Genomic DNA, 15,514 nt, shown 5'->3' with positions numbered 1-15,514 from the left:
GCGGTTTTTTGTTTGCGTACGGGCTTGACGACCTTCGGCGGAGGAACCCGCCGAAAGATCTTCGGCTGGGGCGTTTCGACCAGCGGCGTCGGCTCAACTTTCGGAACCAGGGAAGTGCAGCCCATGAGACCCGCCACGACACCTGATAACGTCATTCCAAGTATTGCTTGTTTCAATACTCCGCCCGCCATTGTCTCCTCCTTGGTCAAAACAAGTCCCGACGCGGATTGGCTTCTTCCCATACTCGTCTGGCCGCGTTAACCAGTTGAGTGTCTTGTGAACCGGAGCCGGGAAGCTTCGATTTCAGTTCCTGTCGCAGCTGCCTCAACGCCGCTGTTTTTGGCTTCGGTCCGAACTTTGCCAGCGTCCTCAGCGCGTCCGGCAGTTCCTTGCGCACGTCTAGTGCGGCCGCAAGTGCAAGGAACCGCGCGGCAAGGGCCTGATCGGCCTTGTCGCCTTTTTGCATTTCGAGGGCCGCGCGATCGTAAGCTGCGAACGGATCACCCCGCGCGATCCCAATTTCAAACAATCTTTGCGCTTCTGCGAGGCTCTGTTCCACACCGACACCGTCCCGATACATGCGTGCGAGGCTGCCAGGCGCATAGGGCTGGCCGAGATCGATTGCCTGCTGAAACAGCGTTAGCGCCGTTTTGGGATCCCTCTCCACGCCCTGCCCGGACAAGTAATTGCGCCCGAGCAGGTTCATCGAATACATGTCCTGCCGCTGAACACCAGCTTGCAGGAAGGCAACAGCGCGGGCTGGGTCAGCGGTTACGCCGTTGCGGCCCTCGGTGAAGATCGCGGCCAGATCGTTCATTGCATAGGTGTGCCCCATCGCTGCCGCCTTGAGCAGCAGGTCCAAACCCTTGCCGGTGTCGGGCTTGACGCCATAGCCATTGAACAAGGCGCGACCCCACGACGTCATTCCGTAGGGATCGCCTTTTTCGGCGGCCGCCGCGTAGAGGGCATTGGCCTGGGTGCGGTCCAGGGCCACGCCGGTTCCGGTCGCATACATGTAGCCGAGTTCGAACACGGCGCGTACATGTCCCTTCCTGGCCGCCTCCTCGACGGCTGCCTTGGCTTCTTCGACCTTGCCTACGGCAAGCAGCGCCCGCCCCAGTTCATAGCGGAAGCGCGGGACTTCCGGATAAGCCTTTACCGCGTCCTCGCAAACCTCCACCGCGCTAGCGCCAATTTCATTCGGCAGGAGGCCGGTGGTGACCCCTTGCAGATCGAGAGGTTCGCCGGCAGCCGTGTCGCACGGATCGATCGTCGGCGACAGTTTCATCGTCGCGGGCTTTGATGAGCTGCTGTCCGCTCGGATTTCGAAGCCGACCTCGACCTTCGCTTCCGCCCCGATCTGCGGTTCATAGCGCAGCCCATCGATCTCTCCGGCCATCAGGCTCGACTCGGGCGACAGGGTTCGATCGGCCAGCGAGAGCGTTCCCGTTGCCGGATAACTCGATACTTTTAGGCTGACGGCGGGATCATCGGTCGGGAAATCCAGATTCAGCGCAACTGGACCCACGCCCACGGGAACATCGATGTCGCGGTTTTCGATCGCCTCGGCCGCACCGGCGATATGAATGCCACGCTCCAGCACCTGCTGCTTCTGCTCGGCCTCGAGGGAAGCCATGATCTGTTCGCCTTGCGCGCCTTCGCCGCTCTTGACCCGAAACACGACGATGCCTTGGGTCTGGCCGCCCCAGTTGTCATGCGTCGCATAGGCCAGCATGTCGACTTCTTCCTGCGGGGCGACTCCCTTGGGTACATCCATCTGCAGACGCGGCAGATCCGTGCCCTGGATCGGCACGCCCAACTTGACAGGCTTGCCGTCCAGCATCAAACGCCCCAGGGCGGGTGGTCTTTCGATGCTCAGTGTAATCGTGCCACCATCGACATCGACCGGTTCAGGCAAGCCCAAGTCGACGGGTCCGACTCCTGACAGTACGACCTTCTCCAGCACGGGCGGCAGCGATGGTCGATTGCTGCGGCGCATCAGGACGACTTCGTCGATCAGCGATGAGTTCTCCCAGGGAACCTGGAGGCCGTTTGTGGCCTCGACCACATCGCGGCGCACCGCCGCCATCACGGTGCGGATCTCCTGGTTCGGGGCCAGCGCGCGACGGGAAAAGGCCGCCGAAAACGGGCTGAGTTCGCCGGAGCCGTCATAAGCCGCCGCCCCGGGTTCGGTGGCAAAGGCAATCAAGGTGTTCAGCGAGCTTCTCACCTGTGCGAGGCCCGTATTGCCGGCAGTGATGAGCTGGTCTCTCAGCCAGTAATCCTTACGTGGGAACGGATTGTTACGGCAGGCATCGAGTATGATCACTTGAATCTTTGATTTCGAGCGTAACTGTTCCAGCACATCGTTGAGCTTGATGGCCTGGACTTCAATGTCCGCCGCCTGCTTCAAGGAGGCATCGACCGGGATCAGAAAATTTTCGCCGCCGATCTGGAAACCGTGGCCGGAGTAGTAGACGACGGCCAGTTCTGCGCCGTCTGCAGCGGCAAGATAGTTGCGGAACTGCTCCTCGAATTGCAGCTTCGTCAGATCGCTTGCGACGAAGACCTCGAACCCTGCCAGTCGAAACGTTTTGGACACGTCCTCGGCATCCTTGGCCGGGTTCTTGAGCGCGGGGAATTGTCGGTACTCCGAGTTGCCGATGACAAAGGCGACCCTTCGGTCGGCGCAAGCGTCAAAGGTCGTGAAGCTCGCGAAGAGGAAGGCTGCGATGATTCCGCAAAGTCGGAGCATGGCAATTCCCTTGAACGCTATTGCCTCGCCCACAAGAACACGGCATGTGCTAGCAAGGTCCGTCAGAGAGCATGCAATCTGCCGAAACAAAAAGAGAGAAAGGCCGTCGCGACAGCGGGCATATTCCTCACTTGATCGATTGCTAAATTACATCAGTGACTGAGTGTCTGCAACGTCTGTCACACCTCAGGCGTGCTCTTCCGATCCACAGGTTCCTTAGCTGCGGCAGGCGGGCCCAAATCGCGCCAGGCTGTGGTTTCGCGTGCCAGCAAGGATACGCGTGGAATAATGGCTTCTCTAGAAAACACCGCCAATCCCAATTCCGCCACTGATATCGGGAGGAGCAGCTGCGGGAGGCGAGGATTGCGGCTGCGGGTTTCTGGCATTCTTTCGGCTGGGAGCCCCCTTTTTCCGCACGGGGGCGACATCTGAGGCCACACTTGCTCGCCTGGGCCTCTGCAGTACGGTCACAGGCTCTTTGCAGACGCGGCCGGAGTGCAAAAAGAGCTCCCCCAGAAGTTCAACGGTCGGCTCGGTGGCCGACGTTATTCGCTTGGTGTTCTTGTAATACGTGCTGAGAGCATGGAGCGAGCCCTTGCCCCAATCTCCGTCGACGGTCATGCGATAACAACCTAGGCGGCGCAATTCTGTCTGGACACTGCGTACGAGCTCGGCTTTTTTTTCAGGCTTCGTTGCACCTGTCTGCGTGCCAACGATCAATGTTTCAAGACCGGAGATCACACTTTTCCGGGCTCCTTCGAGGCTGGCAATCTCCGTACCGACGGCATCGGCTGAAGCGCCGGATGGCGCCGAAGCGTCCAGCGATCGTAAAGTCTGTCCCACGATAATCACCGCAGTCTGCAAGTCGTTGGAAGCAAGTTCGACCTGCAGTCTTTGCTTCGCGACGGGATCCGACAGGATGCGTGACAAGCTGGCGCTCAACTGAGCCGGGTCGAGCACTTGCTGCTCGGTGAAGTAAAACTGCTCGCGAAGGTTGGACTGGTCCCACGGGACCTGACGACCGACAGTGAGTGCTTCAGTCTCGTTGCGCACGCGGATCATCATGTCGGAAATGCTGAGCCCTGGGATCTCGACATTCTTCAACAGGGCTGTAGTGAACGGGCTGTTGTCGCCCGAGCCGTCCGCCGTGATGTTACCTGGCTGGGTTGCAAAGGCAACAAACGTGTTTTCGCCCACTTCGACCTGCGCAAGCCCGTCCATTACGCTTGGGCCTTTGCCCATCGGGTTGTTTCGGCACGCGTCGAGGAAAATGAAGGTCTGCCGTTCCCGACTTGAGAATCGTGCGATCAGGTCGTTGAGCTTGATTGCCGTCGCAGTAAGTTCCCCGATGGTTTTAGGATCGGGCGTGTCGACCGGCAGCAGGTAATTCTCGCCCTGAAGCTGCACGCCATGGCCGGCGTAGAAGATCAGTACCGCGCTGGCGGCCACAACCTTGTCATCGGCCTGGCGAAAGAGCTCGCCGAAACCGGCAAGGGAGAGATCCACTCCCGTCAGCACATCAAAATTCAGCCTTCTCAGGCTTTCGGAAAGCCTTGTGGCGTCGCTTACTGCATTGGGCAAGTGCGGGAGACGAGCACTTTGGTAGTCGGAGTTGCCGACGACAATGGCGAGCCGCTTGCTTGACTGTGGCGTTGATTCATCTCCGACCGCCGCTTGAGCGCGTACCGATCCAACCAGTGCCACCAGCAGAACCATCATGATGCGTAGGAAGGGACTGTAGGTCATGTAACGGGCTCGTTTCAGCATGCGACAATCTCAGAGTCGTCGAAGTGTCGAACCGGCTCACGCTAGTCTGCGCGTGAAACTTATGTCTCGGAGTGCAACGGCGTTTTTTACACCAGAAATCACCTCAAAGAAAGCGCAAGGGTGGTGCTAGCCCGCTTTCTTGACGCAGTGTTCATCCGAGAGAGTAGCGCTGGCGCGCGCGCGATCGACAGATCCGGTCGGCAAGCTCGCCGCAGTTTCTCGCAAGCAGAAATCGAGCAATGTACGAAATCCATATCCTGAGCGGCGAGAACCTGCTACACTCTTGCCAGCGCCGGTGCAATATGTTGCACCCACGCTGCCACAGCCAGATATTGCATTGAGAATCTTCTGCGTATCGCATCCCTTATTACATTAGCTTTGTAGTTAAGAGGGGAAAGGACAATGAAGGAAAGCTTCGCTCGGCGCTTGTGCGCAGCGGGCATGTTGTCGTTTGGCGCTGCATTGATTTTACTGCCTTCGAAGGCAAACGCCTGCATTGTCGACAGTGAGGGCACCTTTCTGGACACGAACTGCTATCTTGGAGGTGCGACCAACAGCGTAATTGTCGACACATCTCTGGGGGCGCTTGGTGATGTAGTTCACAGCGTAGTCGAGGCGGAGGTCGGCCTCGCGAACGGGATTCCGCTCGCTCAGTCGACGCCGTTCGGTGTTTTCGCTTCCGGTCAGTTGGCACGTACGGAACATGACGGCTTCTCGATTTCGAATAGCTTGGGCGTCGTTGATGGACCGAGCTTCAGCGTAGATGAATTCTCCGCTGCCATCAGCGTCGACTTCAATGCCGCAAAGCATTTTGGATTCGGCAGCGAGCATGGACTGAACCTCGGCCTGTTCGCCGGGTATGCCTCGGCCAAAGTCGATTCCGATGCATTCGGGTTCATGGGAGAGGGTGAAGCAACCAACAGAAGTGGGATGTTCGGCGGCTACGGACTCATTCGACGCGGCACGAGTTATGCGCTCGTGGCAGCATCTACGTTTCTTGGGAACACCGACATCAAAAGGGCCGGACGCGCTTTCGGCAGCTACGACACACAGGGCTATGCGCTGACAGGCTCAATTGGTCGCATCTTCAACCTGACCGATCGGGTGCGATTCGACATCCGCGGCGGATTGTTGGGCGTCATCTTTACCGGCGACGAATACACAGACAGCTTTGACACTGTCTATGGAAAGAGCCGGTTGTCGTTTGGCGCAGTCAAATTCGAACCTGGAGTTTACGCTGATTTTCTGCTCGGCAATGGCATGGTGATCAGCCCCTATGCGCGATTGGATATCCAGGAGCGCTTCGGCTATTCCAACACGGCAAGCGCCGACGGTAGAAAGAGTGACTTTGACGACGCAGACTTTTCGGCTGCGCTGTCGTCCGGCTTCAACCTGAAAGTGTCTCAATCGACAATGCTCAGCAGTGAAATCCGCGGCAAGTGGTCTCAAGACAGTTCAACCGTCAGCGGCAAGCTGGGTGTGAAGATCGCCTTTTGAATGCGGTGTGGGGATCCCGGTAATTGGGCTGGCCAGCAAAAGAGCTTTTGGCGAGCCGACCAACCGGAGGACAGCACGCAGCCGCCGGTATGACCTAGACCGACGTCTGAGCGCATCGGTGCTCAAGCATTGTTGTTGCCCCAGCCCCTCCTTGATGATGTCCTAAGCCCGGTTCATCGCCCCTCAGCTTCTGCTGCGATCAGCTTGCTATCCTCGGCCTTGGGACCGGAGTGCATGACAGATTCGAGGTCGCGACCGATGCAACTGGTCCGCCACACATCGTTGGCCATCGTATCTCCCGCGTCGAGGCAAAGATCAAGAACTGGAATCTTCGCCAAAGGACGTGCGGTCCACCTAAGATCTGAGGGCCGAGCCTGAGTTTATGCAACTTTCCTAAAATGCCCGGAACCGACGCCCGTCCTGCGGCTTAAATCTTTTCTGGAGTCGCAGATTCATGAGTAGCGCAAAGGACCGGCTTTCCTTCATCGAGTTTCAATCACCCACCCTGGTTACCAAAGCACCCGAAGACGCCGAATGGCTCACGAAATAAAGTACGAGGCTACCGGACCCAACTCATCGTCGAGGGGGGAAGAGCACGAGCCTTCACGCGTCGCGCCTATGACTGGTCGCATCGCTACAAGAGCATTGTCCATGCCGCGGCGAACCTGCCGATAAAGTCTGCGATCATCGACGGCGAAGCCGTTGTCCTCGGCGACACGGGTCTGCCGGACTATCAAGCCTTGGAGCGGGAGTTGGGCAACCCGAACTCGCCCAGGCTTATCTTCTATGCATTCGATCTTCTGCACCTTAACGGCGCGACCTTCGGCAGCAGCCGCTGATTGAGCGCAAGGCCGCGCTGGAGAAGCTGCTGAGCGATACAGCGCCGAGATTGACCTATGCCGAGCACCTCAAGGTAAGCGGCAGCGACATGTTCGCTCACGCCTGCGGGATGGGCCTGGAGGGGATCGTGTCCAAGCGAGCGGATGCGCCCTATGGCTCCGGCGTCCAGACGAGTTGGGTGAAAGTCAAATGTATGAAGAGCGACACTTTCCCGATTGTGGCTTTCGTCGAGAAGCTCGGCGCCGGTCTGCGCCGTATCGCATCGCTCTACATTGGCAGGCGACAGGACGAGGCTGTGTCCGTGCTGCCAGGATCGATCTTCGCCAACCGCGATCTCGCCTCGGCCACGCGTCGTTGCGCAGCCCGGATCCTGCTGCACAACGCGAGATTGATGCCGACACCGCAGCCTTCATCCATCATTTCATTTGCACGTTCGAGGGAGCGTTCCGCCCGGTTAAGCCGCTGTCGGGCTCTCGCCAGTTCCATATCCAAAAGTTCCATTATTCCGAATCCATTGCGGTCCCTTCGATTTGTAAACCGCTTATTGTCGCCGTTGGTTCCGGCTGTTCGCGAGCGTGCAGCTCAGAGGTCGATGTGGCGGGCACAGTTCTGGAGCGAGAGTGGTCGCGCCGGTGGCCTGGAGGTCGCGACGAACGAAACGCCGGCCCAGTTCAACCCGCCCCATGTATTTCAAAGCTGCGGGGATCGTTCTTCACCAAGCGGTCTGCGGCCTCGACCGCAGTTCGTAGCCTGCTGCACAGCGCGAGATTCTCGGCCAGCATTTCTTCAGTGCGTTGAAGCGCGAGCTCGGTCCGGTGGATTCGCTGCCTGGCATTGGCAACTTCCGATGTCAAAATATCGGCTGCTATCCCATGGCCCTGGGGTTCCATAGTGTCCATAGATCTCTAGATACATTGGGGCCGATATCGTTCCCCTGATGTCGTGCGAAGCGGGGTGTCGCAGCGTTCTGGATTGGGACTGGGGAAAAATGAAGGCCTCGAGCGTTCATCGATTGACCAGTGGAAACGGCACCTGCGTCCGCGGAAGATGGGAACGCGTTCCCGACGCCGAGGCGGCCTCGCCGATCAATTCGCGTCCTTCTGACGACCCGGCCGTTTACTTTCAGTTTGCAGCTGGCGCTCAGCTCATCCCACGCGATGGCAGACGACTATCCGAGCTGGTGAATTGTAACGCCGGGAACAACAGCCTTCGCGATCTCGCAAAGGTGCTGGTGATGCGTCAGATAAATCACCTGGCCAGCGCTTGCCATCTCACCAAACAACCTGAAAACCTCCTCCGACCGGAAATGGTCGAAGGTCTCCATGATGTCGTCGGCAATGAATGGCACCGAGGGTCGAAACTGGGCGAACTCGTAGTATCCGGCAAGCCGCAGCGCCAGGTAGAGCTGAAAACGCGCACCCTTTGATAGCGCGTCGGCGACCTTGGACTGCCCGTCGCGCTGCAATGCGATGAGGACTTCCCCGCCCTTCACAGGTTGGGTCGCAAGCCCCGAATACTGACCGCGCGTGATGAGTGCGAATGCGTCAGATGCCCGCTTCATCATCGCGGAGCGATGGCGTTCGCGGTACACGCGCAGAGCGTTCCCGGCAGCCATGATGCCCAGTTTCAGCTCGATGTAGCGGACTGCCTTTTCTTCGATTTCCAGCACGACGGTGCGGCGCTCGGCATCTATCCGCGCAACCGCGCTGTCGCCGCCAATCGCGTCCAGCTTGTCGGTCGCCCGGGTCTGGCGAATAAGCTGCTGTTGTATCGCTTCATCGAGATCCCGAAGCCGTTGCTCACTTTCAGCCTTCTCGACCAGGAGACTATCGATCTCGACAGAATCCAGCATCGAACGCGCCTGGTCGAACCCTTCCACCGCGAGCTCTACCGACAGCTGCTCCTCAAGCTCGGCAACGGCAGCGCGCAGGCGATCCCTTTCCCGTAGCAACTCGTCGCGTTCCACGACTTCCGACAGCGTGGTGACGCCAAAGGCGGTCAGGACCTCACTTTTGCGTCGCTCATGCGCCGTTGTCTCGAGATTGAGACTGTCACGAGCGTCCTGCAGGCGCTGCAGGTCATTGATGAGGTTTGCCTTCATCTCTCTGGCGCGATCGGCGCGCTCCAAGCGCTCAGCAAGCCGGATCGCCAACTGCTCCGGTTCGTCGTCGTTCGCCGGCTCACCCGCTTCAGCTGCGGCAGCGGCGACCTCGACAATGAAATTGTCTCGGTCTGCCTCCATCTTCTCGATGCGGAGCTGCATGGCATCCCGCTCCTGAATGCTTTTCGACAGCTCAGCCAATTGATCGAGCACGTTGCCGATGCCGGGCGCTGAAATGCCGCTTTCAAGCCAGGTGCCGGCAAGCGCTTCGGTAATGCCGGCCAACCATTCCTCCTCGCGCCTTTCTGCCACGTCCAAAGCCCGTCGTCTGGCGGCCAGATCCTCCTCTTTCGCGCTCACGGTCTTAAGCGCCTCGGCACGCTCCGCATCGACCTTGAGCTGCCTGTCGAGGAACAGTTCTGCCACGGCCATGACAGTCTCCAGGCTGTCGCCGGGTTCCGAGTCTAGGCCGACCCTCGCCAACGCCCCGATCAACTCCTGCTGGATCTGCTCTCCCTCGTCGAGCGCGCGGCGGGCCTTCTTGCGTGCCAACTCGACCTCCTCCCAGGCCGCGAGCGCATCAATGCGGGCAGAGGTATGATCCTCGATCGTTTCGATCAGACGCTCGGGCGAGAATTCCAGGCACTCTGCCAGTAGCTCGCTGGCCACCTCGCGAAGTTCGGAGAGTACAGCCTGATCGTCCAGGTCGATCTGTGCAAGCTGGTCGCGGATACGTGTGATGGCGGCTGTTGTTTCGGTGAGGCTGCGGAGCGTTGTCCGGATCTCGGCGAGCTCTCGCGCGTTGGCCAGCCGAACCGCTGCAACACTGTCGTCACGCGCCAATAGCGCCTCGAAATCGTCAGCAGTTTGGCCAGTAAGTTCGCCCCGATGCCTGGCCCACGCCTTGTCTCGGGCGCGGCGAATGGCGGAGGCCGCCGCATCATCGGGTACATCGACCGAGGCACGAAGCGCATCCAGGCGAGCCGACAGCAGGTCGTGACTCTCCTGGTGTTCGGCGAGACGTTCGCAAAGGACAGCCCTGCCCTTTCCCAACCCAGCTGCCCGCACCTTCCATGCACCAACTTGCGTGACACTCGGGACGGGCACCCTGGCCAGTGCCCCGGCGTCTCCGGACCAGGGATGCAGTCGAGCGATTGCCGCCTCCCATCGAACCGTGCTCGCGTCCTCCGCCTCGCGGGCCATCCTGAGGTCTTTTAGGTGCCCGCTGGCTCGCGCTTTCGACAAGGCCGAGGCGAGCCTTGCCCTGGCAGGTTCGGGCACCCCCCTCTCTTGCCCAACCCGCTCGCGTGCCGCCTGAAGTGCATCGAGCGCCGCCGCGCATTCGTTGCGGGCAACGCGTACGCCGGTGGTGATTCCCGATCGCACTTCGAGCATGGCGCGAACAGCGCCGACTGTGGCAGCAGGCAAAAGCAGCGCAGCCGGATCTGCCTCGGACGATCTTCCAAGGGCGGCAAGGCAATTCGCCACGGCGCTGTCGAGTATCTGCAGCTCGGTCCTGCGGCTTGGCAGGTCCAGGCCTGCGGAGACATGGCGCACTTTGCGATCCGCGAGCGTCCGAACCCGCTCGGACATTGCCAGGATCGCCTCGTCCACATCGACCGAGCCGATTTTCATTGTCACGCGCTCGGCGTCGTCGATGTTCCCTGACAGCCGCGTTCTCAGGCTGGCGTCGTCATCGATCAATCCGGTGACGGTGCCTGTCCAGGTCCGCAATGGTGAAGCGATGTCAGGCAGCTCGGCAAGCTGGGCCGCCTTGCGTCGAATGTCGGCGAGGATCGGCATAGCGCGAAGGTACCTGGCAATGGTGTCAAGCCGAGCCGACAGCAATGATCGTTCAGCAATACTGCGGTCGTATTTTTCCGCCGCGTCAAGACGTTCGGCCTCAAGGCTCTCAAAAGTCGAGGCCAAGGTGTCGATCGCGTCCCTGCGCGACTTGAGTTCCGCAAGGCGCTTCTTGAGCAGCGCAAGTTCGGTTCCGTGAGCCTGCTTGCGATAGAGCCCGTCCGCTTCGGTCTCTAGCGCGCTCAACATGTCGCTCGCATGCCCAAGCCCGGCGCTGGCCGTGAACAGGAGCTTGCCCAGGTCGCCACGCGACTCCAGGATTGATTTTCCGCCTGCTTCCAGCGTCTCGTCGTCCAGCGAGAACATGGTCTCGTATGCGTCCCGCGACAGACCTGCGAGATGGGCTGCTATCGCCACCTCGCTCACCGGTTGCTCCATTGCGTTCAGCAGCGAGTTGGTGCGCTGCTTCGTGCGCGTGAATGTGTGCTCAGTGCCGGCGAGTTCGAGCACCCCGCCTATACGCATCGCGCTGTACTCGTGCAGGAAATTGTAGCGGCTGCGTTCCTCGATACCGAACAGCAGGTCCAGATAACCGGAAAGTGCGGTCGACTTGCCGGCCTCGTTCAGCCCGAACACAATGTGGAAGTCGGGACCGGACTCCGGCCTTGGGCCGAATTCGATCGTCCCGTCGGTGAACTTTCCATAACGAATAAGATCAAGGCGCCGGAGCCTCATTGCGCTCCACCTGCTTTGAGGCGGGCCGTGACCAGGTCGGCACCGCTGGCAAGCACCTTGTCGATGAACAGTTCCAGCCCAGCTTCGTCCCGTCCGGCGAAGTCGCGCCCGTCCGGCGGCAGATCGGCAATCATCTTTTGGACAAGCGCCCTCGCCTCGGCGCGGAAGGCCTCAGCCTTGACATTGGCATGCATGGATTGCGCGAGTTCGAAAATCGGATCGGCGACGTCATCGGCTGTTTCCGCGCTCTGTGGAGCGAGATCAAGCTCAAGTTTTTCGACCCATGTGTCGCCCGTCTGCTGCGCCGCCTGCTCGGCTTCGGCCAGCAGCAGGTCCCTGTCGCGGATCAGCGCCCATGACAACGGCGACGCCCCGGCCAGTCCGAGACGGACCACAACGTGGCGGGATCTGACGGAACCCCGGATACCTTCGAGCGCGGAACGGACACGGCCGACGACCTCAGACCATTCGACCGTCCCGGTCAGATCGACGCTCGCCCGCTCGAACTGCGCGATACTGGTCAGTTTTTCCTCGATCTCGACGGACCGGTCATCTCGTATCGTGACCAGAGTGGCGGATTTCTCTCCGGCCTCGTTGATGTCCCTGCCCTGCGGCATTCCCGTCATCACAACGGTGCTTGCTCCAGGATGGACTTGGCGCACGTGGATGTGCCCAAGCGCCCAATAGTCAAAACCATGGCCGTGCAGGTCAGCGATGCTGCAAGGGGCATAGACATCGTGACCGGGCGATCCAGCGAGGCTGGTGTGCATGATGCCCACATTGACCGCCCCTTCCCGGGCCGCCGGATATTTGGGCAGCAGGCTTTCCGGGGCCTTTGGGTTCGCGAAGCTCAATCCATGGAATGCGACGTCAAGCCCGCCGGCCGTTTGCAGCACCGACTGGGGGCGGCCGCCGAAGATCGTGACCGTGTCAGGAAAAACGAGCTGTTTCGATATGCGCGATAAGGCGTCGTGGTTTCCGCGAATCTTGAAAACCCTGATGCCGGCCTGGTGGAGGCGTGTCATTTGCGACGCCAGGAAACGGGCGGTCTTCATCGACGTCTGGTCGCCATCATAAAGATCGCCGGCAATGACGAGCGCATCGGCACGTTCCGCAAGGCAGAGGTCTATTATCGAGACAAATGCCTGGCGACTGGCGTCCCCCACAAGTTCGGCAAGATCAGGGTTTCGCAGCGCCAGCGAACGTAGCGGCGAATCGAGGTGAATGTCGGCCGTGTGTACGAATCGAAATGCCATTCGGGTCTCCGCCCGGAGCATAGAGGGGTTCGGCCGCGGCTCGGTGAAAAAATTCCAGGATGCGCGTTGTCGGTTGTCCAAATGGTGCGCAATCGCTTACGCTTATGCTTCCGTTCAACTCCATCTGCGTCGCCGCTATCAGCGCCGTGCCGATCAGTAGTCGTCTGATCGTTTGTCATCGGCATTCGTCGGTTCTTTGGAGATAGCGCGCCGCAAGGTGTCGTTGATCCGATCCTGCCAGCCCGGTCCATCTTCCTGGAAGTGGTCCAGCACCGCCCTATCGATCCTGATCGAAACAAGCTCTCTGACATTTGGAGCAGCCGACGGTTCGCGAACCGGCGCCGCCGGCTTTTTGATCGGCTTGAAGGCGGCTTCAGCGGCTGACATCGGATTTGTGGGTCGGCGTGGAGGATTTGCCATTTGATGATCCTGACTGGTCATAATGCTTGTCGAGCGGCTCAGTGCGAATGCGCATCGTAATTGAGCCTGGCCAAGTATGAAGGCAGCTTAAACCTCCAAAAGGGGAGGAAAAATCCGACGCGATGTCCATGTGGGGCCAACTCAGGCAATTCAATGACATTGCTGTAGGATACAACAAGCCAAAGTGCTCCACGGGGCAACACCACCTCGCCAACCATCCTACGCTGGAGGACGCAAACGCGAAAAACGCGGGGGACTTCCCGCCTTCCGTTGCCTGACAACCTGGTTCACACGATCGTTCTGAGGCGTTGCAGCAATCTGCTGCCCAGGTCTCTCCATCACACCAAGCTTCGCGCGCTTTTTTTACACGGCGGTCAGTACATGCGTGACTTGCCGCGCTCCTGCGGCTTTCGCCACGGCGCGCCAGAGAAATCAACCTGCTTTGCGGAGATTGCCAGCAGAAGACTTGCCGGTACGTCGGTCCTGCTCGATGTCGTAGTTGATCTTTTGGCCCTCAACGAGGTTCGACAAACCAGCGCGCTCGACGGCGGAGATGTGAACAAAAACGTCCTGACCGCCATCGTCGGGTTGGATAAACCCAAACCCTTTAGTGCTGTTGAACCACTTCACGGTTCCAGTTGCCATGTGCATATACTCCTTGTGACTTCCAGCGTGTTTGATCCGACGAAGAGGCCAGACCGGTTCATAAATAGACGCAGCAAAAGCGACAAATCGCAAGGCCCGGATGGATCGACCAGAATACCAGCTTCTCTCGGATGGCCCACTCGTCTCACAAGTCGACAGGAATTTTCCTTTCCGGCGTGAAGCCCCTCCAGCCATCCTTGCTGTCCTAGGTTATCACGGTCCGCTCGTTTCCCTCCGGCCCTTAGCCTGCCGACTTGCGTTTCGAGTTCTTGGTCGACCGTGCTGAGCGGGCGTAGCCTATCCGGCTCATAATGTGTCACCTCAATGTCTAGACTCGAGGCTTGGTCACAAATAGTCGGTGCCAACTCCGACGTTACGCTGCCCAAAAAGCCATTCCTCCCGAGCACGACCCCTGCAAAGCCCGACCTTACAGGAACATTTCGCCTGTGGCGGAGTTGGGCGCATTGCCCGCGATAAGGTGCCAACAGGTGACGCCGGCGGGCTTTTGGGAGGAAGCCATGATACGTGCCATCCCTTCACTCCACCTTTCCCGTCGCCGCGCATTGCAGTTTGGGCTGGGAGCCAGCCTCGCCGCCACGACGGGCCTGGCGCCGGTTTCTCGCGCCTACGCCAAGGAGGAAGTGCAGGACGAGGACATTTTCCGCTTTGCGCTCAACCTGGAATACATGGAGGCCGAATACTACCTTCGCGGCACCACCGGAAAAGGCATCGACGCCGCCGATGCCGGTTCGAAACCCGGCGATGTCGTCGGCGGAAAGAAAGTGTCCTTCGAGACACCCGCCATCGGCGAATTCATGCAGGAGGTTGCTGAAAACGAACTCGCGCATGTCCGGTTCTACCGCAAGACGCTTGCAAAGAACGCAGTCGACAGGCCGGCCATCGATTTCGATGCTGGGTTCAAAGCGGTTGCGGAGGCAGCGGGCCTCGGGCCCGACTTCGACCCCTTTGGCAACGAAACGAACTTTGTTCTCGGCGGCATGCTGTTCGAGGATGTCGGCGTCACCGCCTATGCCGGTGCTGCGACGCTTCTGAAGAACAAGGACTTCCTCGCCGCCGCGGCGGGCATATTGGCGGTCGAGGCCTACCACATGGGAATGGCGCGCTCCACTCTATACCGGAAGGGAGAGAAAGCCTGGAAGGCCGCCAACGCCGTCTCCGATGCACGAGACAAGATCGACGGGCCGGAAGACAAGGACCAGGGCATCCAGGTGAATGGCAAGGCCAATTTCGTTCCCTCGACTCCCGACGCGATCGCGTTCACCAGGACGCCGAAAGAAGTGCTGCGGATCGTCTATCTCACCGACAAGGACGGCGTCAGCAAGGGTGGCTTCTATCCGGAAGGGATGAACGGGACGCTGAAGAGCACCTGACCCGCTCGCGACAGGCGATCGGATCGCCGGAAGAGACGCAGCGGACCTGCGGTCGGCACTGCTGGTACGGCTGCGCGACGATCACGATTCAAATCCGCTGCAGGAGTCCCCACCCAAGATTGATTGAATTCCGAACCGCGATCATTGCGGCGTTCACAAGAACGTCAGGAAAGTGCGGTGGGGGGGGGTGGGGTGGGGGGCCCCCCCCCACCCCCAAAGGGGCGGCACACGGGAGGCGGGGGGGGGGGGGGGCGCCCGCCCTTATCTAGACAGGTTGGGGCGCAGATGTATGATAAAAACACAC

The 15,514-nt window shown here is 59.8% G+C and carries 8 protein-coding genes and 1 pseudogene; 3 read left to right on the top strand and 6 right to left on the bottom strand.

Going from position 1 to position 15,514, the window contains the following annotated elements; genetic code table 11:
* Positions 1-205 precede the first annotated feature (205 nt).
* On the bottom strand, positions 206-2,755 hold the full coding sequence (locus NKH43_RS19330) for a caspase family protein (protein ID WP_023721741.1): 2,550 nt from the start codon (positions 2,753-2,755) through the stop codon (positions 206-208).
* A gap of 297 nt (positions 2,756-3,052) precedes the next feature.
* Complete coding sequence (locus NKH43_RS19325) at positions 3,053-4,501, bottom strand: caspase family protein (protein WP_352859450.1); 1,449 nt, start codon at positions 4,499-4,501, stop codon at positions 3,053-3,055.
* A 423-nt stretch (positions 4,502-4,924) separates the two neighbouring features.
* On the opposite strand from NKH43_RS19325, the gene NKH43_RS19320 reads away from it, so the two are divergent.
* Both NKH43_RS19320 and NKH43_RS19315 read left to right on the top strand, forming a co-directional pair.
* Positions 4,925-6,019 carry an autotransporter domain-containing protein gene (locus tag NKH43_RS19320; RefSeq protein ID WP_352641565.1) on the top strand — a complete coding sequence of 365 codons (1,095 nt, stop codon included), beginning with the start codon at positions 4,925-4,927 and terminating at the stop codon, positions 6,017-6,019.
* Positions 6,020-6,594: 575 nt separating this feature from the next.
* A pseudogene (locus tag NKH43_RS19315) lies at positions 6,595-7,751 on the top strand (ATP-dependent DNA ligase).
* A 276-nt stretch (positions 7,752-8,027) separates the two neighbouring features.
* On the opposite strand, the gene NKH43_RS19310 reads toward NKH43_RS19315, so the two are convergent.
* From NKH43_RS19310 to NKH43_RS19295, 4 genes are all read right to left on the bottom strand, one after another.
* Positions 8,028-11,498, bottom strand: a complete 3,471-nt coding sequence (locus tag NKH43_RS19310; protein ID WP_352859448.1) for an ATP-binding protein — start codon at positions 11,496-11,498, stop codon at positions 8,028-8,030.
* A complete protein-coding gene (locus NKH43_RS19305) occupies positions 11,495-12,754 on the bottom strand; it encodes a metallophosphoesterase family protein (RefSeq protein ID WP_031194810.1) in 1,260 nt (419 codons plus the stop codon). The genes NKH43_RS19310 and NKH43_RS19305 overlap by 4 nt, the downstream gene beginning before the upstream one ends.
* 153 nt (positions 12,755-12,907) lie before the next feature.
* The gene (locus tag NKH43_RS19300) at positions 12,908-13,174 is read right to left on the bottom strand and encodes a BrnA antitoxin family protein (RefSeq protein ID WP_031194808.1); all 267 of its coding nucleotides are present in this window, start codon (positions 13,172-13,174) and stop codon (positions 12,908-12,910) included.
* 432 nt (positions 13,175-13,606) lie between these two features.
* Positions 13,607-13,819 (bottom strand): cold-shock protein, encoded by a 213-nt coding sequence (locus tag NKH43_RS19295; protein WP_031194806.1) that lies wholly within the window; start codon positions 13,817-13,819, stop codon positions 13,607-13,609.
* 518 nt (positions 13,820-14,337) lie between these two features.
* Here NKH43_RS19295 and NKH43_RS19290 point away from each other — a divergent pair.
* Entirely contained in the window at positions 14,338-15,210 is an 873-nt protein-coding gene (locus NKH43_RS19290; protein ID WP_352859446.1) for a ferritin-like domain-containing protein, read from the top strand.
* Positions 15,211-15,514: the final 304 nt, after the last annotated feature.

The organism is Mesorhizobium sp. M1163, assembly GCF_040318415.1.
In the GTDB taxonomy this organism is placed as follows: domain Bacteria; phylum Pseudomonadota; class Alphaproteobacteria; order Rhizobiales; family Rhizobiaceae; genus Mesorhizobium.
The sequence above is the reverse complement of the archived record's forward strand: the minus strand, read 5'-3'. Positions and strand labels throughout refer to the sequence as shown.

Bases quoted from the DNA above. Each gene is read 5' to 3' on its own strand.
- NKH43_RS19325 (WP_352859450.1), bottom strand. From the start codon at position 4,501: ATGACCTACAGTCCCTTCCTACGCATCATGATGGTTCTGCTGGTGGCA.
- NKH43_RS19295 (WP_031194806.1), bottom strand. From the start codon at position 13,819: ATGGCAACTGGAACCGTGAAGTGGTTCAACAGCACTAAAGGGTTTGGG.
- NKH43_RS19310 (WP_352859448.1), bottom strand. From the start codon at position 11,498: ATGAGGCTCCGGCGCCTTGATCTTATTCGTTATGGAAAGTTCACCGAC.
- NKH43_RS19300 (WP_031194808.1), bottom strand. From the start codon at position 13,174: ATGGCAAATCCTCCACGCCGACCCACAAATCCGATGTCAGCCGCTGAA.
- NKH43_RS19305 (WP_031194810.1), bottom strand. From the start codon at position 12,754: ATGGCATTTCGATTCGTACACACGGCCGACATTCACCTCGATTCGCCG.
- NKH43_RS19330 (WP_023721741.1), bottom strand. From the start codon at position 2,755: ATGCTCCGACTTTGCGGAATCATCGCAGCCTTCCTCTTCGCGAGCTTC.
- NKH43_RS19290 (WP_352859446.1), top strand. From the start codon at position 14,338: ATGATACGTGCCATCCCTTCACTCCACCTTTCCCGTCGCCGCGCATTG.
- NKH43_RS19320 (WP_352641565.1), top strand. From the start codon at position 4,925: ATGAAGGAAAGCTTCGCTCGGCGCTTGTGCGCAGCGGGCATGTTGTCG.